Consider the following 24,330-nt stretch of genomic DNA (forward strand, 5'->3'; position numbering starts at 1 on the left):
TTGGACCAGACAAGAAATGAGCGACATTCACACCCAGAACAAGGCGCTGATCGCGCCAATGCGTGCCGCGATGTACGACTTTGATGAAAGTGGAGTGCGCGCGGCACTCGACGCGCTGATCGCCCCGGATGCGACGATCCACATGCCGTGGCCCCTGAACGACATGACCGGCCCACAGGCGCTGTATGATACATGCTACGCACCGCTTTTGGCCGCCATGCCTGACCTTGAACGGCGCGACTGGATCGTCATGGGCGGCCCGGACGAATTTGGCGCTGACTGGATCGGTTGCGGCGGCCATTACGTCGGAACCTTCGTTGCGCCCTGGCTCGACATCCCGCCCACCGGGCACCTGACCCATATGCGCTTTCACGAGTTTTACCGGTTCGAGGGTGGAAAGGTCGTCGAAATCCAGACCTTGTGGGACATCCCTGAGGTGATGATGCAGGCCAACGCCTGGCCGATGGCGCCTAGCCTCGGGCGCGAATTCTGCATACCCGGACCGGCAACGCTTGACGGCATCGTAGAAGGCCCCTGGGACGAAGAGCGTTCGCGTGCGTCCCAGCAGCACATCATCGACATGCTTGCCCATATGAAAAAGCATCCCAGCCAGGGCGGGCCCGAAGTGATGGAAATGCCGCGCTTCTGGCACGAAAAGATGAACTGGTACGGACCGGCGGGGATCGGCACGGGCCGTGGCATCGCGGGCTTCCGCAACTGGCACCAGATACCTTTCCTGAACGGCATGCCCGACCGCGGAAAATACGTGGACGAGATCACCTATCACTTCTTCGGCGACGGAGATTACGCCGCGGTGACCGGGTGGCCAAACATGATTCAGACCGTCACCCATGACGGTTGGATGGGCATTGCACCCTCGGGCAAGAAGATCACGATGCGGTCGCTCGATTTCTGGCGGATCAAGGATGGCAAGATCCGCGAGAACTGGGTCATGGTCGATATTCTCGATGCCTATCGACAGCTGGGGGTCGATGTCTTTGCCCGGTTGCGCGAGTTCAACAAGGTCCGAGTCCGCGGTTCGATCCCCTTCCCCGTGGGAGACGTATGATGGATCTGCCGAAATCCCCTGGCTTTGATCTTTCGGGCAAGCGGGCACTGGTGGCCGGTGCCTCTTCCGGTATCGGACTAGCCTGCGCCGTCGCGCTTGCCGAACATGGGGCGGCCGTCACACTCGCTGCCCGGTCGGGCGACATATTGCGTGACATCGTCCAAGAAATGACCGCCCGCGGGTGGCGGGCGGAGGCACTCGAACTCGACATATCCAACGTCGCCGTTACCAAGGCGGCAGTGGCTGAACATGGGCCATTCGATATCTTGGTGAACTCCGCAGGTCTGGCGCGGCATGGGCCTGCGATGAAAACTGAGGAAGGCGATTTCGACGTTGTTGCGAACCTGAACGTCAAGGGGGCCTATTTCCTTACGCAAGCCGTGGCCAAAGGATTGATCGAAGCCGGTCGCCCCGGATCACTGATCAACATCTCCAGCCAGATGGCGCATGTGGGCGGCATTGACCGCGCCGTCTATTGCGCCACGAAACACGCGGTCGAGGGCTTTACCAAGGCGATGGCGATCGAATGGGGCAAGGCAGGGATACGGGTGAACACGATCTGCCCCACCTTCATCCTGACGCCGCTGACGCAATCGACCTTCGACAACCCCGAGCGTGCCGCCTGGATCATGGACAAGATCAAGCTGAGCCGCCCCGGCAACGTCGAAGATGTCATGGGCGCCGTCGTTTTCCTTGCTTCCGAGTCGGCGGCCCTGATCACCGGCTCGTCCCTGATGATCGATGGAGGTTGGACGGCAGACTGATGACGCAGGCAAAGGTCACATCGGCACAGGTTGCAAAACGTGCAGGCGTAAGCCAATCGGCGGTCTCCCGCGTTTTCACGCCCGGTGCCTCGGCCTCGCCAAAAACCGCGGCCAAAGTGCGCAAGGCCGCGGCCGAACTGGGCTATCGCCCAAATGCCCTTGCACGGGCCGTTGTCTCTGGGAAAAGCCGGATCATCGGCGTGGTCATGGCTTATCTCGAAAACCAGTTCTACCCCGACGTGCTGGAAAAGCTATCAAATGCCTTGCAGGCCAAGGGCTACCATGTACTCGTCTTCATGGCCTCGCATCAGGCCGGCAATATCGACACGGTGGTAGAGGAGATCCTGGACTACCAGGTCGATGGCATAATCGCAGCTTCTGTCGCCATGTCCTCTGACCTGTCCAAAAGGTGCCGTGCTGCGGGCGTGCCGATGGTACTTTTCAACCGGTCGCAGGATGACCCGAACATGTCGGCCGTCACCTCGGACAATATCGCCGGCGGCCGGAAAGTGGCCGAGTTCCTCGTGGCCGGCGACCACCGCAAGATCGGCTATATTGCCGGGTGGGAAGGCGCCTCGACCCAGCGTGACCGCGAGGCCGGGTTCCTGCAGGGTCTGGCCGAAGCAGGTGTCAAGCCATTTGCCCGCGAAGTGGGAAACTTCCGCATGGACGAGGCGCGTGACGCGACGCTGCGCATGTTCGCCGACGATCCGCCGGATGCGGTCTTTGTCGCGAACGACCACATGGCCTTGGCCGTGGCAGATTGCCTGCGTTTCGAGTTGAAGCTGAACATACCCCAAGACGTCTCGGTCGTCGGTTACGACGATGTGCCAGCCGCCGCCTGGCCTGCCTACGACCTCACGAGCGTCAGACAGCCCGCGAACAGAATGGTGGCTGAAACTGTCGAGATCCTGCTTCGCAAGATAGAAAATCCCAACGCGGCACCGCGCAAAGTTCAAATAGACGGGCCCCTGATCCTGCGAGGATCAGCCCGCATACCCGAAGGATGGAACAAATGAAGGGATTTGATCCCAAGTTCAAGGATTTCCCAGATTACATCATCGGCATCACCAAGGAGATCTGGGAGGACCGTGGCATTGCCACGTTGCACGACTACTACGCCCCGGACATCGTCGTCCGTTCACCTGCATCGGTGGTAGTCGGCAATCAGGGCGTGATCGCGGCCACCATGGCGACTTTGGCCGAGTTCCCGGACCGGACGCTGTTCGGCGAAGACGTGATCTGGTCCGGCACCCCGGAAGAGGGGATGCTGTCGTCGCACCGGCTTCACTCGACCGCAACGCATATTCATCCGGGTGTCTACGGCGCGCCGACCGGGAAGAAGCTGCACTATCGAATTCTGGCCGATTGCCACGCCATCGACAACCAGATCAACGACGAGTGGCTAATCCGCGACCAGGGAGCCATTGTCCGGCAATTGGGGTGGCAGCCCAAAGAGTTCGCCCGCGACCTTATCGCGCGAGAAGGCGGCCCAGAAAACTGCGTGACGCCATACACCCCTGCCAATGAGGTCGCAGGCCCTTACAAGGGCACCGGCAACGAAAATGAGTGGGGTCAACGCTATGCGGATATACTGACCCGGATCATGGGGGCGGATTTCACGGTAATCCCCGAAGCTTATGACCGTGGCGCAAACCTGTCCTACCCAGGCGGTCAGGAAACACTAAGCTTTGAAGGGGCCGACCAGTTTTGGATGGGGCTACGCGCGTCATTTCCGAATGCCGAGTTCAGAATTCATCATGCGATAGGACGTGATGATCCGATGATGCCGCCCCGCGCTGCCCTGCGCTGGACGCTGCATGGCCTTCACGAAGGTTGGGGAGCTTTTGGAACGCCGACCGGGGCCGAAGTCTTTGTACTTGGGATATGTCATGCCGAATTCGGAGCGCTGGTCGGCGGTGAACCGAAGCTGCGTCGCGAATGGGCCCTGTTCGACGAGACCGCGATCTGGAAACAGATCCTGCTGAAAACCGGCGAACTCTGAGTGACCGATCGAATTTCATATCTTGACGCCAGCGAGGGCGCGCAGCGGTTCCATACGCATCGTGCGTCCTTGCGGGCACGGCGATTGAACAATCATCCGCCGGGGAACGGGCCTTGAAACACGCCCCCAAACCCCAAGGAGATCAGGATATGAGTACCATTCAAGACCGCATCGTTCGCTACGGTGAGTTGAAGCCCTGCAAAACGGCATTCATCGACGCCCATACGCCCGGCTCGGACCAAAAGGAGAACTTTACCATCATCGGCGGCGGCGTGTCTGAAAGCCCCGACCAGCACGTTCACATCACCGACAAGATAGGCTTCAACATCGGTGCGGCGGGGCAGCCGCCCAAATGCCGCAACTCACTGCACAGCCACACTACGGCCGAGGTTTTCTTCGTCGCCAAGGGCCGCTGGCGTTTCTTCTGGGGCCGCTACGGCACGGCGGGCGAGTTCATCGCCGAGGAAGGCGACATTTTCAACATCCCGACCGGGATATTCCGCGGCTTCGAGAATGTCGGACAGGATTACGGAATGATCATGTCGATCCTCGGCGGTGACGATGCCGGCGGCGGCGTGACATGGGCACCGCAGGTGATCGAGGACGCACAGGCACATGGCCTGAAGCTTGGCAACAATGGTGTTCTGTACGACACGAAGAAGGGTCAGGATCTGCCACATAACGTGCAGCCCATGCCGCTGCTCACGGAGGAACAGTTGAAGGCCTATCCCGAGGTTCCGGTTGAAAACGTGATCGGCAAGTATGTCGCCCGCTATTGGGACCTTATGGCCCTGGCCGCGAACAAGCCGGTCAAGGTCATCGGCGAAGATGGTGTCATCAAGGACAAACCGGGGTTCGAGGTCGACTTCCTGGGTCGAGGTTCCTCCGTGACCGAACAAGTCGCGGCAGAAAAACCCGTTGTTCTGATGCCCGCCAGCGGCCACTGGCGCGTTACTATCAACGAGGTTCAGGCCACGCTGTCCAACGGCGATACGGCCTTGGTTCTGCCGGGGGAACGCTACAGCGTCGAACCGTCGATGACCGGCAACGCAGGTCTTTACCGTATCACCGCAACCAACGATCCGGCCGGGGCAACCTGGACTGGTGCGTAAACGGAATGGCGCCAGGCCCGCAAAGGCTGGGCGCGTACCCAAATTCAACAGCGAGGCGAACTCATGACCCGCATTGCAACCACCCACGTTGGAAGCCTGCCACGCAGCCAAGAGGTCGTCGACTTCATCTTTGCGCGCGAACGGGCAGAGCCTTTCGATCAGGCCGCTTTTGACGATTGCATGACTACGGCTGTCTCTCAGACGGTGGCGAAACAGGTTCAGGCCGGCGTCGATATCGTGTCGGACGGAGAAACCTCCAAGATCTCTTATGCAACCTATGTCAAGGACCGCTACACCGGCTTTGCGGGTGACAGCCCGCGCAACGCACCGGCCGACCTCAAGATGTTTCCGGGGTACCTGAAGCGTCTCGCGGATGACGGCGGCACGCCGCAATACGCCCGCCCCATGTGCGTGGGAGAGGTCCGCTCGAAAGGTCAGGGGGAACTGCAAAAGGACATCGACAATCTCAAGGCGGCCATGGCCGAGCACGGGGTCGAAAGAGGGTTCATGAACGCGGCTTCGCCTGGTGTGATTTCGCTTTTTCTGCAGAACGATTTCTACGAGACCCGCGAGGCTTATCTGGCCGCTTTGGCTGATGCGATGAAAGCGGAATATGAAACCATTGTTGCCTCCGGCCTCGACCTGCAGTTGGACTGTCCCGACCTAGCCCTGTCGCGCCACATGCTGTTCGCGGATTTGTCCGACGACGAATTCGTCAAGATCGCGAACATGCACGTCGATGCGTTGAACCATGCCTTGTCCGATGTTCCGCAGGACAAGGTTCGCGTTCACATCTGCTGGGGAAACTACGAGGGTCCCCATTGCTGCGACATCGGCATGGAAAAGGTGTTCTCGACCCTGATGTCCACCAAGTCCCGCTATGTGCTGTTCGAAACATCGAACCCGCGTCACGCGCATGAATGGGCCGTGTTCCGAGACAGGAAATCCGAGATACCCGATGACAAGGTGTTGGTGCCCGGTGTGGTGGATACCACGTCGAATTTCGTCGAGCATCCACAGGTCGTCGCCCAGCGGATCGAACGGTTCGTCGACATCGTTGGCCGTGATCGCGTGATTGCCGGATCCGACTGCGGCTTTGGGACGTTTGCAGGTTTTGGCGCCGTCGATCCCGACATCGCCTATGCCAAGCTGGCGGCTTTGTCCGAAGGGGCAGCACTGTTAGAATGACGCCGCTGATCCTACTACCCGGAATGATGTGCGACGCGCGGCTTTTTCGCCCGCAGATCGAGGGAATGTCCCAAAGACACCCCCTGATGACCATGCCGATTGGCGGCTATGACAGAATGGAGCTTTTGGCGCGGGCTGTGATCGCGCAGGCACCACCTCGCTTTGCGCTGGCCGGCCTGTCGATGGGCGGCATTCTGGCTATGGAGATCTTGCGGCAAGTTCCTGAACGGGTGGCCGGCATGGCCCTCATGGACACCAATCCCCTGGCCGAACGGCCCGAGGTCAAGGAACGTCGCGCGCCTCAGATAGCCGCCGCAGAGGCCGGTAATCTGCACCGTGTCATGCGGGACGAGATGAAACCGAACTACCTGACAGACGGACCGAACCGCACGGCTATCCTTGATCTGTGCATGGCCATGGCGATGGATCTGGGTCCAGGGGTCTTCATCAATCAGTCCAAGGCGCTGCGCGACCGCACTGACCAGACGAAAACGCTGCGCGCCTTCAACGGGGCGGCCTTGGTCCTTTGCGGCAAGGATGACGCCTTGTGCCCCGTGGAGCGGCACGAATTGATGCACGGGTTGATGCCTCAGAGCGAACTGGTGATCATTGAGGGCGCCGGTCATCTGCCAACACTCGAACAACCTGAAAAAACGACAGCGGCACTTTCCCGCTGGCTGGAGCAAGTATGAACGAATCCCTTCTGAACCTTTTGCAGACTGTCGATACACCAACAGTCTGCAATGCCATCGAAGTTGCCCAAGGCAAACGAGGGTTTGATGCGTTCACCCGCGGCACGATGTTGTCTTCCGCTCCTGAAAGCGGCGCCATGGTTGGATATGCTCGAACGGCCAAGATTGCGGCCCTGCGCCCTCCAGAAGAGCCCGCAGAAGTGATCAGAACGCGGCGAATGGACTACTACAGGCACATGTCCAATGGGCCACGCCCTGCCATCGCAGTCGTCGAAGATATCGACTTTCCCAACTGCATTGGCGCCTACTGGGGCGAAATCAACACGACGGTTCACAAGGGCTTCGGGATGGGCGGGGCATTGACCAACGGCGTCATGCGCGATCTGGGCGACTTACCGGATGAATTTCCCGTAGTTGCCGGTTCGATCGGTCCCAGCCACGGTTTCGTACATGTGCGGGACATCGGAACGCCCGTTGAAGTTTTCGGCCTGAGGATTGCGGATGGAGACCTGGTCCACGCCGACCGTCATGGGGCGCTGGTCATCCCCGTCGACGTCATCCCCGATCTCGAATTCGCCATCAAGAAGCTTCTGGAAACGGAAAAGCTCATTCTGGAGCCGGCCCGACAAGAAGGTTTCAATTTCGACGCTTTCGAGATGGCGTGGGCGCGTTTCGAAGCGGCCAGAACGTGATACGCCCTGTCGTCGGGGCGCCTCTTGTACCTGCCACCTCTGAATACTCGCGGAAACCGAAACGTCGGCTCAGTTCGGTTTTCGCGCAGTCAGGACACCCGTGATGTAGGGGCGCGGAGCGCGGGGAGCCTTCACATCAATGAACCCCGCGTTTCGACAAAGCGTGCTGATCTCCTCTGCCGAGCGTGTTCGCCCAGTCTGCATAGCCATGGTGTAGAATGCAAAAAACACGTCGGTCACCCTATCGGGCGAACGCCCGCCCGACATGGGTTCGGAAACGATCAAACGTCCGCCTGGCGGCAGGGCATCAAAGACGCGAGCCACGAGCGCTTTCACTGTGTCGTCGTCGTGGTCGTACAGCACCCGCACCAGCGATATGGCATCTACGTCCGTCGGTAACTGGTCGTCCCGGAAACTGCCCGGACTCAAAGTCACCCGATCCGTCATCCCAATATGCGAGAGGTTTTTCTTCGCCAGCGGCATGACTCCCGGCAGATCGAAAAGTACCCCTTGCATCTTTTTGTGACGTCGCAAGACCTGAGACAGGAAAACCCCGGTGCCGCCGCCGATATCCATCAGTTTGCGAATGCCAGAGAAACGTACCATGCGCAGCGTATCCTGCGCCACCAACACCTGCGACCGCGCCATCAAGTCGGAATACCGCTCCGACACCTCCGACGGAATTTCGTCGCCGCCACCGAAAACGTAGGGCCAGAACCGCGCCATCTCGGTCTCGCTGTCGCCACGCAGCAGATCGACGGGGTTCTCGAAATCCCGGTAAAAGGCTCTGTTATGACGGATCATGTCTGCAAGCCCCGGCACCCCGAGTACCGCTGCCCCTTTGCGGGTCAGGCCGAACCGGGCGGAACGACGTCGTACAAGAAACCCAAGCGCCGCGCCCGCCTGCAAAAGCGTCTCCATCCGTTGCGCTGCGATGCCCGTCCCGCGGGACAACTCGACCGCAGTTGCAGGCCCGTCCAGCAAAACCGAGAAAACGTCCAATTCTACCAGCGCCGAGAGAACTTGCGACGAAACAAAGCCCTGCAGAACATCAAAGATTTCGGCACCGTCGCGGCGGGCCATTCCACGACCGAAAGGCAGGCGAGCGGCCCATTCGAGGACATTCGTACGCGCGACAAGACGTGGGACCAGCGTATTCAGACCTCCTCGACGGCGCAGGTGCTGGGTCGCGGCCATGTCAGGCCCGGTACCGGGCAGGTACGGCGGGCATGATCCGTTCCGCCTGGTGGCTGACCATGCGTGCCAGAGCAGCCTCGCCGGGACATGAAGGGATCGACGCGATCGCTCCGGACAGGATTTGCTTCAAACGATCAACCGCGCCCTTTACCCCCAATTCGGCAACCGCGTTCGGCCGACCGTGCAAATCATCCTGACCAACGGGTTTACCCAGGCTTTCCGCGTCAAGCAGAGCATCACGCAAATCGTCAGCGACCTGGAAAGCTTCGCCGATCAGAGCACCAAGGTCGCGCCATTCTTCCGGCGCGTGTCCTGCCGAAATTGCACCCATTTCCGTTGCGGCCATGAACAAGGCCGCAGTCTTGGAGCGGTGATAGGCACCGAGATCGATTGTCTTTTCGCTTTCCCAACCCTGCCCCGCGCAGATCCCTCCGGGCATTCCGGTTCGTTGCGCTAGCGACAACACCAGTTGCGCCGCGCGGCCGGGGTCACGCCCCCCTGCCCGAGCCAACACCTCAAAGGCGAGGATAATCAAGCTATCGCCGGTCAACACGGCCAACGGCTCTGAATATGCGCGGTGTACGGACGGCTTCCCGCGCCGGATATCGGCATCATCGAAACAAGGCAGGTCATCGTGGACGAGACTGGCGCAGTGAATAAGCTCCAGCGCTGCGGCTGCCGCGTTGGCGAGTTCGGGTCGGTCGTCGCCACAAGCGGCGGCAACCGAAAGTAGGATGGTCGGTCGGATCCGTGCACCTCCGGGCGTGGTCGCATAAACCAGTGCGCTTGAAAGCTGGGCCGGGGCGCTCTCGGCCTGGCTCAGTTGCAGCGCATCGCTGACAGCGGTTTCGATCCTTTGCGTCAATGGCATGGCAGCCTCCTCCACAGGAAGTGTAAACCCTGTCTTGATTGACATGTGTAAATTAGATTGGACACCTTGACGCGTTCTGTCAATAATCGAGCTATGACAAAGACGGCACATCAAGGCACGCTTAGACCGCATGTCGTGATCGTCGGGGCTGGCATTGGCGGCCTCGCCGCTGCGTGTCGGTTGGCACATATCGGGGCCGATGTAACAGTTGTCGAGCGCCATGACGCACCCGGAGGCAAGATGCGGGTCGTGGCTTCGCCTGCGGGACCGGTCGACGCCGGGCCGACCGTATTGACGCTCAAACCTGTGCTTGAGGATCTGTTTGCGGCTCTGGGTGAATCTCTTGATGATCACCTTTCACTCAAGCGATTACCGTTGATCGCCCGGCATTTCTGGCCGGACGGCAGCCGGTTGGATCTTTGGGATGACGCGCAAAAGAACCTTGCGGCGATCCACGCCTTTGCCGGAGCCGGTGCAGCACGGCAGTTCGCGGAATTCAGTGCTCGTGCCCGTGCCTTGTTCGAGGGACTTGATGGGCCAATGATGCAAACGGCCTCACCCACGCCGCTCTCTCTTGCCATGCACTGCTTGAGCAGGCCGAAACTCGTGGCTGCTATGGGACCGCTCTCGACACTCGCGAAATCGCTAACCAGCCAATTCGACGATCCGCGTCTTGCCCAGCTATTCGGACGGTACGCGACCTATGTCGGAGGCTCACCCTACAATGTTCCTTCCCTGTTATCTCTCATCTGGCAAGCCGAGGTTGCAGGGGTCTGGGCCGTTCAGGGGGGAATGCACAGGCTGGCACAGGGGCTCGCCAAGTTGGCTGAGGCGAGAGGGGCGCGCTTTCACTACAACAACCATGTCGCCCGCATCGTGACCAATTCGGACGGTGTGTCAGGAGTGACCCTTGCCTGCGGCGCGCAACTCTCGGCCGACCATGTGGTATTCAACGGCGACCCGAGGGCCTTGTCGGTCGGCGCACTGGGGGCCGAGGTTTCGCAAGTTGCACCCCAAACCCGTGATGCCGCGCGCAGCCTGTCGGCAGATGTCTGGGCTTTTGCCGCTAGAGCGGCGGGGCCGGAGCTGTCCTATCACAACGTCTTCTTCCGTGCCGATCCCAAACCCGAATTCGATGCACTGGCCAACGGCCGACGTGTGCCCGACCCGACTCTCTATGTCTGTGCGATGGACCGGGGAGGTCCGGAACCGCCACCAAACGTCGAGCGGTTCGAAATCATCGCCAATGCCCCGCCCCTACCCGCCCATGAACCGGAGGTCACCGAATGCAAAAAACGCTGCTTCCATACACTGGCGGGCTTCGGTCTGACATTCGATCCGATCCCGGACGGCCTGACCACACCGCGCGAGTTCGACCGCCTGTTCCCAGCCAGCCAAGGCTCCCTCTACGGGCAGAGCCCGCACGGACTGATGGCGGCCTTTCGAAGACCGACGGCCAAGACAAAGATTCCCGGTCTCTACCTCGCAGGGGGCGGGACGCATCCGGGGGCGGGAGTGCCGATGGCACTCCTCTCCGCCCGGCACGCGGTCGAGACGATGCTGAGCGACCGAACTTTGCGCTGGCCGTCCCGCCCGACGGTTACGCGTGGTGGTATGTCGACGGGATCAGCGCCGACGGCAGCCGCGCCATCAGTATCATCGCGTTCATAGGATCAGTCTTTTCGCCGTGGTACGCTTGGTCTGGGCGCCGTGACCCGGAAAACCACGTCTGCATAAACGTCGCGACCTATGGTCCCGGTGGGCGCTTTACGATGACTGATCGCGGCCGTACGGCGCTGAGGCAAAGTACGCGCACTTTCACCGTCGGCCCGTCGGCGCTTCATTGGGAAGGCGACCGCTTGGTCATAGATGTGGACGAGATAGGCGCCCCGCCTCTCGTTTCGCGATTGCGCGGGCGGATCAGCCTGCACCCCCATGCGGTCACGGCGGTCGAAATGCCCCTTACCCCGGACGGAGCCCATATCTGGCGACCTTTTGCGCCCAGTGCCGACATCTCGGTCGATCTCGACGCACCCGGCTGGAAATGGCAGGGGCACGGGTATTTCGACGCGAATTTCGGGACACGAGCGCTGGAGGCAGATTTCACCTATTGGACTTGGGGCCGGTTCCCGACCCGTGGCGGTGCCACTTGTTTTTATGACGCGACGCGCCGAGATGGAACACACTTGGCATGCGCCGTAAGATTCGACGCCACCGGGGCTGCGCGAGTGGTCACACCGCCGCCCAAGGCCCCCCTGAAGCGTTCGCTCTGGCAGGTCAGGCGCGAAACCCGCGCAGACTTGGGATTTTCTCCCCATCAGGTCAAACCGATGCTGGACGCCCCGTTTTACACGCGAAGCGCTGTACGGACGTCGATAGACGGCGAGATCACTACCGGCGTGCACGAGGCTCTGGACCTTCGTCGTTTTCGATCCGCATTGTTGAAACCGATGCTGGCGGTCCGGGTTCCGCGACGGGCGCGCTGGAAGTTCGACTAAGCCGCCGCCTCTTCCGGGTTCATACGCATCACGGTAAAGTTCAACGCCCACGCAACACTTACCCAAATCAGGTAAGGCACGAACATCAGCCCGGCAATGAAATCGATCTGCCAAAGCGCGATCAACGTGGCCGCAACGGAAAGCCAAAGCGCCGACAGCACCACCAGGCCAGCCCGGATCTTGCGCAGTCCGAAAAACACGGGTGTCCAAAGCGTGTTCAACGCGATTTGCAATGCCCACAGCGCCATGGCGAGGCCGTTTTCCGGCTCGATGGCAGCGCGCGCGCCGGCATAGGCCATGCAGAGATAGAGCGTAGTCCATGCAACCGGAAACAGCCAATCCGGTGGTGTCCAGCTTGGCTTGTTCAATTGCTTGTACCACTCACCCGGCGGAAACATCGCGCCGGTAGCGCCTGCCGAAAAGCACGCGGCGAGGAAAATCGCAAACAGGATCCAGATCATGCGATCCTACCTAGCCGTTGGCAATGGCCGTATCAATGCTGCGCGACGCTCCGCCTCTCGGGATTTCAACACCACCAAGCTTTCGTGCAGGGTGTCACTCCAGTCACGTTGTGGTGCCTGCTGCCGCGCCGCTGCCGCGACAAGGAATTCAGTCTCGGGCAAGGGTCGAGCATGGATCACGGGAGAGAGCGGCGTCGCCATAGTCATGCCCGCCCGTAAAACAGAAAGACCAAGTCGGCCGAGCTTTCGACCGGCACTCGTGCGTGCGCGCCGAGTGATGGAGTCATACCCGTTTCGCGCGACGATCCGTCCGATATCGGCATAGATGTACCGTGCGGCATAGATCCCGGGCCGCGCATCCAACGGCAACAGGGCGATCCCTGTTTCCGCTCGGCTATAAAGACGCTCAGCCTCGCGCAACAACCGTCGGATTACGCTGGACAAACCTTCGCCAATTCGCGGCGCGGCAAGAAAAGCTTTGGGCTCGATATCTTCCTCGGAAAGCCATTCCAGAGGCAGGTACAACCTCCCTTCGCGAGCATCTTCTCCGACGTCGCGGGCTATGTTGGTCAATTGCATGGCAACGCCCAGATCGCAGGCGCGCGCGAGGGCGTCAGCACCCCGCTTGCGCATCAACACACACATCATTGCACCCACTGTCGAGGCCACGCGTGCCGAGTAGGACCTCAACTCCTCAAGACTGGCGTAACGGCGTTCCATCGCATCCCAGGCCAAACCTTCCAGCAAGGCTTCGGGCAAGGCACGGGGCATTTCGAACTGCTCGACAACCGCCGTAAAGGCCCTGTCCGCCGGGGCATTGTCCGGCCGTCCGGCGTAGGCTTTTTCCAACCTCTCGTGAAGGTCGAGAACGGCACGCGCCTTCGCCTCCTGCAGATCCACGGCATCGTCGGCCAACCGACAAAACGCATAAAGTGCCAAGGCAGGGTCGCGAACCCTTGCGGGCAACAGGCGCGAAGCGGTGTGGAAGGAAAGCGATCCATGTCGGATCGCTTCCACGCAATGTGCCATGTCTTCTGCGTCGATCATGATTGCACCAAGGTTTGTGGCAGTGGAACCAGTTGGGCCAGCACTTCGGCGCTCCCGATCACTCCGGGCAGACCAGCGCCGGGATGCGTTCCGGCCCCGACAAGAAACAGGCCCTCGGCTTCTTCGCTGATGTTGTGTGGACGGAACCACGCACTTTGCAGAATGCGCGGTTCGATCGAAAACCCACTGCCGTGCGGGCTCAGGTAGCGGTCCCGGAACGTCTCGGGGGTATAGACCAGCGACTCGGTCAAATGCTCGCCAAGACCAGGCAACAGGTCGCGCTCCAACACGCTCTGCACACGCGCGCGATAAGTCTCTGCCATTTTGTTCCAGTCCACCGGTTCATCATGGCCGAGATGCGGCACCGGACTGAGAGCATAAAACGTATCCCCGCCATCCGGAGCGACACTGGGGTCCGTCACGCTGGGGCGATGGACGTAAAGGCTCATGTCCTTCGCCAATCGCCCCTTCAGGAAGATGTCCTTGACCAGACCGCGATAGCGCGGACCGTTCAGGATCGTGTGATGACCGACATCGGACCATTTCTCGCGTGTCCCGCGTGTTCCGAAATACCAGACGAAAAGCCCCATGGACCATCGCGACCTCTTCAGCCGCGCCCCAGTCCAGCGCCGCCTTTTGTGACCTCTGAGCAGGCGGTCATATGTGTGGCCGGCATCTGCGTTCGACACGACGATATTCGCCGGGATCACCTCACCGCCTGTCAGCGTCACGCCTCTTGCGCGTCCATCGGCAACGCGGATCTCGTCAACCTCGACCTCTTGCCGAACGCGACCACCCTGTTCCTCGATCACACGAACCATCGCCTGTGCCATTGCCGAGACGCCACCCATCGCGTAGTGAACACCGAATTCCGCTTCGAGATGGCTCACCAACGCGTACATCGAGGTTACATGGAACGGGTCCCCTCCAATGAAAAGCGGATGGAACGACAGCGCCATCCGCAACCTTTCGTCCTTGACACACCGCGCGGCATAGCCGTGAACCGACCGGTCGGCCCGCAGTTTCGCGAAAGTCGGCAATACCCGAACAAGATCGCCCAACCGGTGCATTGACCGGCGTCCAAGATCCTCGAACCCGAACCAATAGCGTGTTTCGGCCCCTGCAAGGAACTTGCGGTATCCGTCGACATCCCCGGGTGACAGGCGCGCAACCTCGGCTTCCATTTCCGACCGGTCTTGCCGCATGGTGAAGCAGCTGCCATCGGGCCAGCGGATTTCATAGAATGGGTCCAGTGGACGCAGGTCGACATCATCCTCGAACTGCCGCCCACAGGCGGCCCACAATTCCCGGAATACCTGAGGCACGGTAACAATCGTGGGGCCAAGATCGAACCGATGCCCGCCTTTCACCACGGCTGAACCCCTCCCGCCAGGCACGTCGAGCCGGTCCAGCACGGTCACACGATAGCCCATCGCCCCCAACCGCATTGCCGAGGCAAGCCCGCCAAGCCCCGCGCCGATGACCACCGCGTGCGCTCGGGGAGAGGCACCGGAATCCGACAGAAAGGCAGGGTCGAAGCGTGTCAACATTCATCCAGCCTACTACTGTAAGCTAAAGTTGACAATTAGGCATTCCGCCTCTTTCCTCAAACGAAGGCAGATGCAAGACTTGTGGCATCAACCGGAGGGTCCCACCGATTCAAACCGCCAGCCTCACCTTCTACCGGTTTACCGGTGCAGCCCGCATCTGGGCCTTTGCCATGATGGGCCTCGCGCGCCCCGCAATGGCGCGGATCGAGGGGATCGGATTCTGGAAGTTGTGTGGCTCGGGAACAGGAGAGGGGTTCACCCCCGTGCCCAATACCGGTGTCTACGCAATACTTGCGACATGGCCCGATCTGGTCACAGCGCGAAAGCAGACCGTCGAGGCGCGGATTTTCCGGCGCTACGCATCACACGCCACTGAAAGCTGGACGCTCTTTCTTGCCCCGACATCGTCGCGCGGGGAATGGTCGGGTGTTACGCCTTTCGTACCCGAACATGGCGATACGCACGGGCCTGTCGCGGCGCTTACCCGGGCGACCCTTCGTCCCTCGCGCGCCTTGCGTTTCTGGCGTCGCGTGCCCGACATCAGCGCGGTGATCGGTGCCGACCCCAATGTCGCCTTCAAGATAGGGATCGGAGAGGTGCCGCTGTTGCACCAGATCACCTTTTCCATTTGGCCCGATACCGAAAGCATGGCCGCCTTCGCCCGCGCGGACGGGCCGCATGCAAACGCGATCAAGGCAGTGCGGGACGGCGAATGGTTCCGGGAAGAACTCTATGCCCGCTTCCGCATCCTGGGGGATCGTGGAACATGGGCAGGACGCGCGCCCCTTGCCACTCTGAAGGAAACTCCATGACGACCCCCTTTCCGTTCTCCGCCATCGTTGGCCAATACGAAATGAAGCGCGCAATGGTCCTCACCGCCATCGACCCGGGACTGGGGGGCGTCTTAGTCTTTGGCGACAGAGGCACCGGAAAATCGACAGCCGTCCGTGCGCTGGCGGCGCTATTGCCCCCAATTACCGTCGTTGCGGGTTGTCCCGTGAATTCGGCCACCGCGCGTGACATTCCAGATTGGACCGACGTCAAGGACACGGCGCTGATCGAGCGCCCGACACCTGTCGTCGACCTGCCGCTTGGCGTGACCGAGGACCGCGTGACCGGTGCCCTAGATATCGAACGCGCTTTGACACAAGGGGAAAAGGCTTTCGAACCCGGCCTGCTGGCGCGTGCAAACCGAGGCTACCTTTACATCGATGAGGTGAACCTGCTCGAGGACCATATCGTCGATCTCCTGCTGGACGTGGCGCAATCGGGGATGAACATGGTCGAGCGAGAAGGCCTGTCAATCCGCCACCCCGCGCGCTTCGTTCTCGTCGGGTCGGGCAATCCCGAAGAGGGAGAGCTTCGTCCGCAACTGCTCGACCGGTTCGGACTGTCGGTGGAGGTGAGTTCGCCCGACAACGTCGAAGAAAGAGTCGAAGTGATACGGCGACGCACGGAGTTCGAGACCGATCACGAAGCCTTCATGGCCCGATGGCAGGCCGAAGACGCCAGGCTGCGTGACCGCATCCTAGCCGCGCGAGACGCTCTCGGGCAAACGATCACATCGGACGATGTCCTCACGGATTGCGCACGGCTCAGCATGGCGCTTGGCACCGATGGCTTGAGGGGTGAGCTCACGTTATTGCGCGCGGCGCGTGCTCTGGCCGCGTTGGAACAGGCAGGCGAAGTCAACCGAGTTCACTTGCGTCAGGCCGCGCCGCTGGCACTCAGCCACCGTCTGCGGCGCGATCCGCTGGACGAGGCAGGGTCGGGCGCGCGCGTTTCACGCGTTGTGGCGGAAACCCTTCCATGATCGCGGCTGACAAACTCAGGGCCGACCGCGCACTTGCGGCGCTATGCGTCGATCCAGCTGGCCTGAAAGGCATGGTGATCCGCGCGCGCCCCGGACCCGTGCGACAAGCTTGGGACGAAGCGCTTTCGCGTTTGGCCCTACCACTGCGCCGCATTCATCCCGGCCTTGATGATACGCAGCTCTTTGGAGGGTTGAACGTTGCAGCGTCAATCGCCTCTGGCCACATGATACGCGACGCGGGCCTTGCAGAATCGGCCGCAGTGATCGTCCTGCCGATGGCCGAACGCACACCTCCGGGTCTCGCCGCGCGGCTCGGACAATTGCTCGACGCCGACACGGGTCATGCCTTGATTCTCTTGGACGAAGGCGCCGAGCCGGAAGAGATGTCACCGCCTGCCCTGGCCGAGCGGCTGGCGTTTCATCTCGACCTCTCCGGTTTCCGTGCCGCAGATGCACAACCAAGCCTGCCTGCGTCGGCCGATATCGACCGCGCGCAGGCGAACCTCCATTCGGTAGTCGTTCTACCAGAGGCCGTATACACGCTTACCGTAACGGCAGCGCGGCTCGGCATCGCAAGCCTTCGCGCACCGCTCCTTGCCTTGCGTTGCGCACGCGCATTGGTCGCGCTGGAGGGGGACGACATTGTAACGGATGAGCACCTGCGTGAAGCCGCGGAACTTGTGTATCCCTGCCGCGCGACACAGATTCCCGAAGAACCGCAGGAACCACCTGAGGATACCCCCGAGCGACAAAACGGGGACCAAACGGAGGGCGACGGAAACAACAGTCTGCCACCCGAGGATATGTTGATCAAATCGGTGGCCGCGTGCCTGCCAGACGGGCTTCTTGCGGCGAGGGACAAGGCCCGCACCCTGCGCGGTGCAAAGGGAAGCGGTGCGGGTCAGCGACGCAAGGGCAATCGGCGCGGCAGACCACTTCCACCACGTCCGGGCAGACCGGATGGCCGCGCCCGGATTGACGTTTTCGCCACGTTGCGAGCCGCCGCGCCGTGGCAAGCACTGCGCCGCAAGTCTCGAGAAACTGATCAAAAACTCATTATCCACCCCTCTGACATTCGCCTGCGCCGCTACGAAGACCGTTCCGATCGGCTGGTGATTTTCGCTGTCGATGCCTCCGGCTCTGCCGCCATGGCCCGTATGGCCGAGGCCAAGGGTGCCGTCGAAATCCTGCTGGCAGAAGCCTATGCTCAGCGTGATCAAGTGGCACTTGTGGCATTTCGCAAGGAGGGCGCAGAATTGCTGCTGCCCCCAACCCGCGCATTAGTACAGGCCAAGCGCCGCCTGCAAGCTTTGCCGGGCGGCGGAGGCACTCCGCTTGCCGCAGGTATTCGTGCGGCCATAGACATCGCCTTGCATGCGCGACGTGGCGGACTTGCCCCTACCTTGGCCGTGCTAACCGATGGGCGCGCCAATATTGCGCTCGATGGAGGGGCAAGCCGCGCACGGGCAAGAGAAGATACAAATGCCATGGCCGTTGCTTGGCACCAACTCGGTTTGCCTGGTCTCGTCATCGACACCTCTCCGCGGGCTGGCCCCGACAGCGCGGCGCTCGCCGAGTGGCTGGGCGCAAGGCACCTTGCCCTGCCGCGTGCCGATTCACGCCGTATCAGCACTGCCGCAAAATCGGCACTGGCGAGCTGAAGGCATGGATTGGGACCGCGACCTGGCCACCTGGCCGCTCAATCATCTGTCGCGCCGCGTCGCGTCGCCTCCGCACCGCTGGCACATCCAGGAAAGCGGAAGCGGGCCGGTGATCCTTCTTCTGCATGGCGCAGGTGCATCAACCCATACATGGCGCCACCTTTTCCCTCGGCTGGAGAGCAATAACCGGGTCGTCGCAATCGATTTGCCCGGCCAAGGCTTCACTCGCATGGGATCTCCGGCACGCTGCGGATTGACGGCAATGAGCGCGGATATCGGCACCCTGTGCCAGACGCTCGACCTGCGCCCAGCCCTTGTGGTGGGGCATTCGGCCGGTGGCGCAATTGCCTTGGATCTGGCGCAACGCCTCCCTGACTCCCCGGCTGTTGTTACGATCAACGCCGCTCTCGGGCGCTTTGACGGCATGGCTGGCTGGCTTTTTCCGCTGCTTGCCAAGCTGCTCGCGATTACGCCCTTCACTGCCGTCGCCTTCACGGCCGGAGGTCCCAACCCCGCCCGTGCGCGACGCCTGATCGAGGGAACCGGTTCTCATATCGATGCCGACGGATTGGATCTGTATGCCCGGCTCATCTCCGACCCATCCCATGTCGACGCTACGCTGAAGATGATGTCGCAGTGGGATATCGATCCGCTGCTGGACCGGCTTTCAGACATCACCGCCCGATGCCTTTTGCTGACAGGAAGTGCTGACACGGCGGTGGCGCCCGAAGTGTCCGCTCGTGCAACGTCGCTCATACCTGCCGCACGAAACATTGACCTTGCCGGACTGGGCCACCTCGCACATGAGGAAGCCCCCGACACAGTTTCAGACCATATTCTGGACTGGCTGCGACAGGACTGAAAACTCAGGCAGCTCCGGTATTCTGTTCAGCAGACAGCTCGCGCGCCTGTGCGATCCAATCGTCACGCTCGATACGACCGCGAAAAGAGAGTTTCTCATCAACCCAAGCAGCATTTTCCGAGGTCCAGGCCGCGATCTGGTGGAAATGGTGCACCCCCAGTTCGTTGAGCTGTTCCTCCAGTTTCGGACCAACCCCGTTTATCCGCTTCAGATCGTCTGCCTGTGCGGGATCGGCCAGCGCATAAAGCGCAGGTTCATCCCCAGCCGTTGATCCACTCGCAGGACCGTTGGACTCTGAATCGTATCGCCATGAACCTTTCCTTTCGGACAGTTCCGTTTCTCCTGCCAAAAGGGTCGATTTCAGCGCCGGTTCGGACGAAACGGCACGAGCGTCGGTCGCGACACTGGGTGCCTCCGGCACCGTTGGGGTTGGACTGGACGTCTCTGTATTGTCCTGTCCAGGCGCATCCCACCCGGGCACACCTTTCAATCCTTCGAGTGGTCCCCAATGATCGGCAGCCAACCCGCACAGATTGCGCTGGAGAAAGATCGCAATTCCCAAACCTGCAGCTACGCCGATAACGGTCGCAAACACGACGGGCATTACGCTTCCAAGAGCAACCGCAAGACCTACGCCAACCAATCCTCCAAGCGTCCAGCATACAACCAGACAGGATGTTCCCTTTTCCTCCTCCGGCACGACAAACCCTCCATCCTTAGCGCTTCCGACAGGCAATCGGGTTGACCATATCATGAAATGCAGAATGAATCTTGCCCGCTCTTACCGCTGTTTCAGTTACACAAGGCAAGGAACGTTACCTGCCCAATACTTGGGCAGTTTAGGGTCGCGGGGTTTGGTCGGCTCAGCTCAGTTGGTCTGCTGCATACGCGCATAAAGCCGTAACGCATGTGCCGAATCCTGCGACATGGCGGGCAGTACCGGATCGTATCCTGCGCGGATGACACCCGCGATATCAGGCCGAAGGATAACGGTGTCATCAGCTACAGCCAGGGCCGACCTGTCGCGGAATGCCAAATCCGACCACAAGAGGACCGTTTGAACCACTTGGCTGAGCGCCAGCGTCTGGGCCGGCACCTTGGACAATTCCTCGTCCATGCGCAGAAAGACAAAGGCCGCCTTGATGGCCCCCGCTTCGTCGAAACGAAAGATGCGGTACTGGTTTGCGCTGGTCGAAATCAGGCGTCCGACCAATTGATCAAGGTCCGGGATCAGGCGATCAAGGCCGGGTACTTCCGGCAACTCCTCCCATTCACGGAAGAAGAAGACCATGACATTAGCGCCCAGCTCTGGATCGGTTTCGGCCATCTTGTGTCCGGCCAACGCGACGACTGCCTCGAACGCCCCTTTGACGGTCGCCAAAGTCTCGTCTTTAACTCCGAACACCACCGGAACGATTGGTCGCCCCCAACGGGCAAACAGGTATTCACCGCTTTCGCGAGTGAAGAGCGCTTCTATCTCTTGCGGTGTCATGCACTGCCCCTTTGTCCGTAAAAAATCGCCGCCGAAGGCATAAAACCCTCGGCCCGCTGGTTCAACCGAACAGGTCGTTTTGTCCCTTGGGTGCAGGCATGCCCAGATGATCCCAGGCCTTGCGCGCCAGCATGCGACCGCGTGGCGTACGCTGGATCAGCCCCTGCTGCAACAGGTAGGGTTCAATCACTTCTTCCAGAGAGTCGCGGCTTTCGCTGAGCGCGGCAGACAAGGTCTCGATCCCGACGGGACCACCTGCATAGTTTTCGGCGATCAGGCGCAGATACCGCCTGTCCGCACCGTCCAGCCCCAGCTTGTCGACACCGAGTCTTGTCAGCGCACCATCGGCAAGAGCCTGCGTGATGTGCCCGTCGCCCTCGACAACTGCGAAATCGACGACACGGCGCAAAAGCCGTCCCGCGATGCGTGGCGTTCCGCGCGAGCGTTGCGCAATCTCTCGCGCGCCCGCCTCATCCGCCGGCGCACCCAGTTTGCGGGCGTTGCGGGTCACGATCTCGTGCAATTCGTCCACGGTGTAGAACTGCAGGCGGGTCGGGATACCGAAGCGATCACGCAGGGGCGTCGTCAGCAATCCCATCCGGGTTGTCGCGCCCACCAGCGTGAAGGGCTGCAACTCAATCCGCACAGTGCGCGCAGCGGGCCCTTCACCGATCACGAGGTCAAGCTCGAAATCCTCCATGGCCGGGTAAAGCACTTCTTCGACAGCGGGGTTCAACCGGTGGATCTCGTCGATGAACAGCACGTCGCGGCTTTCAAGATTGGTCAGGATCGCGGCCAGATCGCCCGCTTTGGCCAGTACGGGCCCGGACGTCATGCGGAAACTCACACCCAACTCCCGGGCCATGATCTGGGCCAATGTGGTCTTGCCGAGGCCCGGCGGACCGTGGAACAGAGTGTGGTCCATTGCCTCGCCTCTCTGACGTGCGGATTGGACAAAAATGCGCAGGTTTGCCCGCGCTTCGGCCTGTCCGATGAACTCATCCAAGCCCTGCGGACGAAGCGCGCGATCCGTGTCTTCAGGAAGCGGGTCGGGGCGCAACGTGGGATCTGACTCAACCATTTCTGGCGCTCCCGTGGTCAACAACGGACGAGCCACTTGACCGACTGAAAAGACAACGCGTCATTCCTATCCTTTCGGAGCAAGGAGACGGAGCGCCGCCCGGATCAGCTCGGCCTCGCCGGCCTCGGGCGCTTGGGCGGCGGCTTCGGCCACTGCTGCGGCAGCCTCGGACGGCCCATAGCCGAGGTTCGAGAGTGCAGACAACGCACCGGCACTGGCCGCTGCGGCACTCGTAGGCGGACGACTGCGCCGAGCAGGGGCAACAGGCGCGGCAGCCTCCGGATCGCCCGCCTCGATCATCGTTTCTTCATGTTGAAACGTAGAGGTGCTGCCCATCGCCATAACCGTTGGGGCCTTATCCTTGAGGTCAAGCACTATGCGCTGCGCGGTTTTGGGACCGACGCCCTTGGCCGCCTTGACGGCCGCCCAATCACCCAGAGCGATGGCCCGACTGACGCCTTCGGGCCCCAAGGCGCCGAGGATCGCAAGTGAAACCTTGGCGCCGACACCCTGCACGGAACATAGAAGCCGATGCCACTCCTTCTCTACCAGCGAGGTAAAGCCATAGAGTTGCATGAGGTCTTCGCGCACCAGCAGATCGGTGTATAGCGCCACCGCCTCGCCCGGACCCGGCAGCGCCGCAAGCGTCCGGTCCGAACAATACACGATGTAGCCAACGCCCCGCACGTCGATCATCACGTGATCGCCCGTCCGATAGTCAATCACCCCAGTCAGCTTGCCAATCACGTGCCGACCTCGCGCATCCGAGATGTGGGAGCGTTTCCGTAGAATGCATGACAAATGGCGATCGCCAAGGCGTCGGCCGCGTCCGCATTCTTGGGCCGGCAGCCGGGCAATTGCAGCTTGACCATATGCTGAACCTGCTCCTTCTCGGCGTGCCCCACGCCGACGACAGTCTTCTTGACCCGGTTTGGCGCGTATTCACCCACCGGCAAACCGGCCCTTGCCAGCGTCAGCAGCGCGACCCCCCGCGCCTGACCGAGTTTGAGCGTTCCCGCCCCGTCCTTGTTCACGAAAGTCTGTTCGATCGCGGCCTGATCCGGAGAATACGCCAAGATGATCTCGGAAAGCTGGTTGTGCAGCGAGAGCAGACGTTCGCCCAGATCGTCGCCATCCGACTGACACACCCCGTTTGCGACATGCGACAACCGGCTGCCAGATGATTCGATTACACCCCAGCCCATGGCCCTCAAGCCCGGATCAATGCCCAGAATCCGCATTGCTGCCCCTGTCCGCCTTCCGGTTCTATGCCGGTTCTGACCGCTTTCGAAACATTTCTTGAGCAGTAGCACGAAAGGCGAACATTTTCCAAGCAGTTTGCGAGATGTCGGAAAACGACACGACTATTCCCGTCACCGACACCAAGAGCACAGAAGCGACATGCCAAAGCGCAGAAACGGCAACAGCCGAGATAAAAAATCGCCAATATTTCAAGGTTTTTCTGTGAAATGCAGCCATGCAGAAACTGCATGGGACGCATGCGGTTTTGCCGTCTTGCGAGGGTCAAACGAGATCACTAGATGCCCGCCAAATCGCTTCAGAGCACGTTCGCCTAAACGAAAGGATCCGCGACATGGCCGTACTGGACACCACCCGCACCGCAACAGCTTCGTTCGGCCTTTTCGGCCGTTTGAGCACAACCATTGGCAGTTTTTCCGCAGCTTTTGCCGAATGGAACGACGCTCGCATTACACGCAAGACGCTCGGTGCGCTGAGCGACCGCGAGCTGGAAGATATCGGCCTTTGCCGCGGTGACATCGAACTGGTTGCCGAAGGGCGTAAAGCCTGATCGCGCCAGCACTCTTCGAGAACGAATTGCGCCGCGTCAGAGCCTGACGCGGCGTTTTCGTTTTGTCGACTGGATCAACGAAGCCAAGGGCCAAGCGTTTCCGAGATATAGGTCGACACAGGGTCAGCATTCATCACCCATGCACCGGCGCGCTCCGCTGTCGTGCCTTCGGCGAGGCGTGCGACACGCTCCTCGTAGGTCGCAACGCCGACGCTTGCCAACATGAAGCCCTTGAAAACGAAAAAGCCTGCAATGAAGAACACGATGGCGCGAAAGGATATGCCGGGCCTTGAGCGCCGCGGCTTCATCACGATCAGACCGTCGGGCCGCATCTGCGCGCGATAGCCACCGGCCATCGCGTTGTGTTTTTTTGCCAAGCGCCTGATGCGCCTGTCGAATTCTACCTGGTTTCCGGCCATGGCAGCCTCCGTGTACCGGCCCCCACCAGCGACTATGTCAAGCTAA

General features: G+C 61.0%; 26 protein-coding genes. 15 read left to right on the forward strand and 11 right to left on the reverse strand.

Annotated features, from left to right (window positions below; all coding sequences use genetic code 11):
* The first annotated feature begins 16 nt into the window (after positions 1-16).
* The 8 genes from ACFORG_RS10785 to ACFORG_RS10820 all read left to right on the forward strand — a co-directional run bounded on the left by ACFORG_RS10785 (position 17) and on the right by ACFORG_RS10820 (position 7,522).
* Positions 17-1,069 carry an ester cyclase gene (locus tag ACFORG_RS10785; protein ID WP_386735441.1) on the forward strand — a complete coding sequence of 351 codons (1,053 nt, stop codon included), beginning with the start codon at positions 17-19 and terminating at the stop codon, positions 1,067-1,069.
* Complete coding sequence (locus ACFORG_RS10790) at positions 1,069-1,833, forward strand: SDR family NAD(P)-dependent oxidoreductase (protein WP_386735442.1); 765 nt, start codon at positions 1,069-1,071, stop codon at positions 1,831-1,833. The genes ACFORG_RS10785 and ACFORG_RS10790 overlap by 1 nt, the downstream gene beginning before the upstream one ends.
* Positions 1,833-2,852: a LacI family DNA-binding transcriptional regulator gene (locus ACFORG_RS10795; protein ID WP_386735443.1), complete on the forward strand. Its 1,020-nt coding sequence runs from the start codon at positions 1,833-1,835 to the stop codon at positions 2,850-2,852. Before ACFORG_RS10790 ends, ACFORG_RS10795 begins: the two co-directional genes overlap by 1 nt.
* A complete protein-coding gene (locus ACFORG_RS10800; protein ID WP_386735444.1) occupies positions 2,849-3,838 on the forward strand; it encodes a nuclear transport factor 2 family protein in 990 nt (329 codons plus the stop codon). The genes ACFORG_RS10795 and ACFORG_RS10800 overlap by 4 nt, the downstream gene beginning before the upstream one ends.
* A gap of 149 nt (positions 3,839-3,987) precedes the next feature.
* Positions 3,988-4,950 (forward strand): cupin, encoded by a 963-nt coding sequence (locus ACFORG_RS10805; RefSeq protein ID WP_386735445.1) that lies wholly within the window; start codon positions 3,988-3,990, stop codon positions 4,948-4,950.
* Between the two features lie 63 nt (positions 4,951-5,013).
* Positions 5,014-6,138, forward strand: coding sequence for a cobalamin-independent methionine synthase II family protein (locus ACFORG_RS10810; RefSeq protein WP_386735446.1), 1,125 nt, complete (start codon positions 5,014-5,016; stop codon positions 6,136-6,138).
* Positions 6,135-6,830, forward strand: a complete 696-nt coding sequence (locus ACFORG_RS10815) for an alpha/beta fold hydrolase (protein WP_386735447.1) — start codon at positions 6,135-6,137, stop codon at positions 6,828-6,830. Before ACFORG_RS10810 ends, ACFORG_RS10815 begins: the two co-directional genes overlap by 4 nt.
* On the forward strand, positions 6,827-7,522 hold the full coding sequence (locus ACFORG_RS10820; RefSeq protein WP_386735448.1) for an RraA family protein: 696 nt from the start codon (positions 6,827-6,829) through the stop codon (positions 7,520-7,522). Before ACFORG_RS10815 ends, ACFORG_RS10820 begins: the two co-directional genes overlap by 4 nt.
* Positions 7,523-7,591: 69 nt before the next feature.
* On the opposite strand, the gene ACFORG_RS10825 is transcribed toward ACFORG_RS10820, so the two are convergent.
* Positions 7,592-8,719 (reverse strand): methyltransferase, encoded by a 1,128-nt coding sequence (locus ACFORG_RS10825; RefSeq protein WP_386735449.1) that lies wholly within the window; start codon positions 8,717-8,719, stop codon positions 7,592-7,594.
* 1 nt (position 8,720) lies between these two features.
* A complete protein-coding gene (locus tag ACFORG_RS10830) occupies positions 8,721-9,590 on the reverse strand; it encodes a polyprenyl synthetase family protein (RefSeq protein WP_386735450.1) in 870 nt (289 codons plus the stop codon).
* A 93-nt stretch (positions 9,591-9,683) separates the two neighbouring features.
* Between ACFORG_RS10830 and crtD the strand changes: the two genes are divergently transcribed.
* Positions 9,684-11,261, forward strand: coding sequence for a 1-hydroxycarotenoid 3,4-desaturase CrtD (gene crtD / locus ACFORG_RS10835; protein ID WP_386735451.1), 1,578 nt, complete (start codon positions 9,684-9,686; stop codon positions 11,259-11,261).
* Entirely contained in the window at positions 11,216-12,088 is an 873-nt protein-coding gene (gene crtC / locus ACFORG_RS10840) for a carotenoid 1,2-hydratase (RefSeq protein ID WP_386735819.1), read from the forward strand. The genes crtD and crtC overlap by 46 nt, the downstream gene beginning before the upstream one ends.
* On the opposite strand, the gene tspO is transcribed toward crtC, so the two are convergent.
* From tspO to ACFORG_RS10855, 3 genes are read right to left on the reverse strand one after another with little or no spacing between them, the layout of a single operon-like run.
* Positions 12,085-12,549 carry a tryptophan-rich sensory protein TspO gene (gene tspO / locus ACFORG_RS10845; RefSeq protein WP_386735452.1) on the reverse strand — a complete coding sequence of 155 codons (465 nt, stop codon included), beginning with the start codon at positions 12,547-12,549 and terminating at the stop codon, positions 12,085-12,087. The two genes, crtC and tspO, sit on opposite strands and share 4 nt — an antisense overlap.
* A 6-nt stretch (positions 12,550-12,555) precedes the next feature.
* On the reverse strand, positions 12,556-13,596 hold the full coding sequence (gene crtB / locus ACFORG_RS10850; protein ID WP_386735453.1) for a 15-cis-phytoene synthase: 1,041 nt from the start codon (positions 13,594-13,596) through the stop codon (positions 12,556-12,558).
* Positions 13,593-15,146: a phytoene desaturase gene (locus ACFORG_RS10855; RefSeq protein WP_386735454.1), complete on the reverse strand. Its 1,554-nt coding sequence runs from the start codon at positions 15,144-15,146 to the stop codon at positions 13,593-13,595. The genes crtB and ACFORG_RS10855 overlap by 4 nt, the downstream gene beginning before the upstream one ends.
* 170 nt (positions 15,147-15,316) lie before the next feature.
* Here ACFORG_RS10855 and crtA point away from each other — a divergent pair, with 170 nt between their 5' ends.
* The 4 genes from crtA to bchO are packed head-to-tail and all read left to right on the forward strand — an operon-like array spanning position 15,317 to position 19,482.
* Positions 15,317-15,958: a spheroidene monooxygenase gene (gene crtA, locus ACFORG_RS10860; RefSeq protein WP_386735455.1), complete on the forward strand. Its 642-nt coding sequence runs from the start codon at positions 15,317-15,319 to the stop codon at positions 15,956-15,958.
* The gene (gene bchI / locus ACFORG_RS10865) at positions 15,955-16,959 is read left to right on the forward strand and encodes a magnesium chelatase ATPase subunit I (protein ID WP_386735456.1); all 1,005 of its coding nucleotides are present in this window, start codon (positions 15,955-15,957) and stop codon (positions 16,957-16,959) included. The genes crtA and bchI overlap by 4 nt, the downstream gene beginning before the upstream one ends.
* Positions 16,956-18,620 (forward strand): magnesium chelatase subunit D, encoded by a 1,665-nt coding sequence (locus tag ACFORG_RS10870; protein WP_386735458.1) that lies wholly within the window; start codon positions 16,956-16,958, stop codon positions 18,618-18,620. The genes bchI and ACFORG_RS10870 overlap by 4 nt, the downstream gene beginning before the upstream one ends.
* 4 nt (positions 18,621-18,624) lie before the next feature.
* On the forward strand, positions 18,625-19,482 hold the full coding sequence (bchO, locus tag ACFORG_RS10875; RefSeq protein WP_386735459.1) for an alpha/beta fold hydrolase BchO: 858 nt from the start codon (positions 18,625-18,627) through the stop codon (positions 19,480-19,482).
* 4 nt (positions 19,483-19,486) lie between these two features.
* Here the strand turns inward: bchO and ACFORG_RS10880 are convergent, their stop codons facing one another.
* From ACFORG_RS10880 to ruvC, 5 genes are all read right to left on the reverse strand, one after another.
* Complete coding sequence (locus tag ACFORG_RS10880; protein WP_386735460.1) at positions 19,487-20,086, reverse strand: hypothetical protein; 600 nt, start codon at positions 20,084-20,086, stop codon at positions 19,487-19,489.
* 264 nt (positions 20,087-20,350) lie between these two features.
* Positions 20,351-20,974, reverse strand: a complete 624-nt coding sequence (locus tag ACFORG_RS10885) for a hypothetical protein (RefSeq protein WP_386735461.1) — start codon at positions 20,972-20,974, stop codon at positions 20,351-20,353.
* Positions 20,975-21,035: 61 nt separating this feature from the next.
* Positions 21,036-22,055, reverse strand: coding sequence for a Holliday junction branch migration DNA helicase RuvB (gene ruvB, locus ACFORG_RS10890; RefSeq protein WP_386735463.1), 1,020 nt, complete (start codon positions 22,053-22,055; stop codon positions 21,036-21,038).
* A gap of 66 nt (positions 22,056-22,121) precedes the next feature.
* Entirely contained in the window at positions 22,122-22,802 is a 681-nt protein-coding gene (ruvA, locus tag ACFORG_RS10895; protein ID WP_386735465.1) for a Holliday junction branch migration protein RuvA, read from the reverse strand.
* Positions 22,799-23,296, reverse strand: a complete 498-nt coding sequence (gene ruvC / locus ACFORG_RS10900; protein ID WP_386735466.1) for a crossover junction endodeoxyribonuclease RuvC — start codon at positions 23,294-23,296, stop codon at positions 22,799-22,801. Before ruvC ends, ruvA begins: the two co-directional genes overlap by 4 nt.
* Positions 23,297-23,649: 353 nt before the next feature.
* On the opposite strand from ruvC, the gene ACFORG_RS10905 reads away from it, so the two are divergent.
* Entirely contained in the window at positions 23,650-23,865 is a 216-nt protein-coding gene (locus ACFORG_RS10905) for a DUF1127 domain-containing protein (protein WP_386735467.1), read from the forward strand.
* Positions 23,866-23,939: 74 nt separating this feature from the next.
* On the opposite strand, the gene ACFORG_RS10910 is transcribed toward ACFORG_RS10905, so the two are convergent.
* Positions 23,940-24,284 carry a hypothetical protein gene (locus tag ACFORG_RS10910; protein WP_386735468.1) on the reverse strand — a complete coding sequence of 115 codons (345 nt, stop codon included), beginning with the start codon at positions 24,282-24,284 and terminating at the stop codon, positions 23,940-23,942.
* Positions 24,285-24,330: the final 46 nt, after the last annotated feature.

It is taken from the genome of Lutimaribacter marinistellae (assembly GCF_042648365.1).
Classification (GTDB): Bacteria; Pseudomonadota; Alphaproteobacteria; order Rhodobacterales; family Rhodobacteraceae; genus Lutimaribacter_A; species Lutimaribacter_A marinistellae.

Excerpts from the sequence above, each read along its gene's own strand:
- ACFORG_RS10785 (WP_386735441.1), top strand. The coding sequence starts at position 17 with ATGAGCGACATTCACACCCAGAACAAGGCGCTGATCGCGCCAATGCGT.
- ACFORG_RS10790 (WP_386735442.1), top strand. The coding sequence starts at position 1,069 with ATGGATCTGCCGAAATCCCCTGGCTTTGATCTTTCGGGCAAGCGGGCA.
- ACFORG_RS10795 (WP_386735443.1), top strand. The coding sequence starts at position 1,833 with ATGACGCAGGCAAAGGTCACATCGGCACAGGTTGCAAAACGTGCAGGC.
- ACFORG_RS10800 (WP_386735444.1), top strand. The coding sequence starts at position 2,849 with ATGAAGGGATTTGATCCCAAGTTCAAGGATTTCCCAGATTACATCATC.
- ACFORG_RS10805 (WP_386735445.1), top strand. The coding sequence starts at position 3,988 with ATGAGTACCATTCAAGACCGCATCGTTCGCTACGGTGAGTTGAAGCCC.
- ACFORG_RS10810 (WP_386735446.1), top strand. The coding sequence starts at position 5,014 with ATGACCCGCATTGCAACCACCCACGTTGGAAGCCTGCCACGCAGCCAA.
- ACFORG_RS10815 (WP_386735447.1), top strand. The coding sequence starts at position 6,135 with ATGACGCCGCTGATCCTACTACCCGGAATGATGTGCGACGCGCGGCTT.
- ACFORG_RS10820 (WP_386735448.1), top strand. The coding sequence starts at position 6,827 with ATGAACGAATCCCTTCTGAACCTTTTGCAGACTGTCGATACACCAACA.
- ACFORG_RS10825 (WP_386735449.1), bottom strand. The coding sequence starts at position 8,719 with ATGGCCGCGACCCAGCACCTGCGCCGTCGAGGAGGTCTGAATACGCTG.
- ACFORG_RS10830 (WP_386735450.1), bottom strand. The coding sequence starts at position 9,590 with ATGCCATTGACGCAAAGGATCGAAACCGCTGTCAGCGATGCGCTGCAA.
- crtD (WP_386735451.1), top strand. The coding sequence starts at position 9,684 with ATGACAAAGACGGCACATCAAGGCACGCTTAGACCGCATGTCGTGATC.
- tspO (WP_386735452.1), bottom strand. The coding sequence starts at position 12,549 with ATGATCTGGATCCTGTTTGCGATTTTCCTCGCCGCGTGCTTTTCGGCA.
- crtB (WP_386735453.1), bottom strand. The coding sequence starts at position 13,596 with ATGATCGACGCAGAAGACATGGCACATTGCGTGGAAGCGATCCGACAT.
- ACFORG_RS10855 (WP_386735454.1), bottom strand. The coding sequence starts at position 15,146 with ATGTTGACACGCTTCGACCCTGCCTTTCTGTCGGATTCCGGTGCCTCT.
- crtA (WP_386735455.1), top strand. The coding sequence starts at position 15,317 with ATGATGGGCCTCGCGCGCCCCGCAATGGCGCGGATCGAGGGGATCGGA.
- bchI (WP_386735456.1), top strand. The coding sequence starts at position 15,955 with ATGACGACCCCCTTTCCGTTCTCCGCCATCGTTGGCCAATACGAAATG.
- ACFORG_RS10870 (WP_386735458.1), top strand. The coding sequence starts at position 16,956 with ATGATCGCGGCTGACAAACTCAGGGCCGACCGCGCACTTGCGGCGCTA.
- bchO (WP_386735459.1), top strand. The coding sequence starts at position 18,625 with ATGGATTGGGACCGCGACCTGGCCACCTGGCCGCTCAATCATCTGTCG.
- ACFORG_RS10880 (WP_386735460.1), bottom strand. The coding sequence starts at position 20,086 with ATGCCCGTCGTGTTTGCGACCGTTATCGGCGTAGCTGCAGGTTTGGGA.
- ACFORG_RS10885 (WP_386735461.1), bottom strand. The coding sequence starts at position 20,974 with ATGACACCGCAAGAGATAGAAGCGCTCTTCACTCGCGAAAGCGGTGAA.
- ruvB (WP_386735463.1), bottom strand. The coding sequence starts at position 22,055 with ATGGTTGAGTCAGATCCCACGTTGCGCCCCGACCCGCTTCCTGAAGAC.
- ruvC (WP_386735466.1), bottom strand. The coding sequence starts at position 23,296 with ATGCGGATTCTGGGCATTGATCCGGGCTTGAGGGCCATGGGCTGGGGT.
- ACFORG_RS10905 (WP_386735467.1), top strand. The coding sequence starts at position 23,650 with ATGGCCGTACTGGACACCACCCGCACCGCAACAGCTTCGTTCGGCCTT.
- ACFORG_RS10910 (WP_386735468.1), bottom strand. The coding sequence starts at position 24,284 with ATGGCCGGAAACCAGGTAGAATTCGACAGGCGCATCAGGCGCTTGGCA.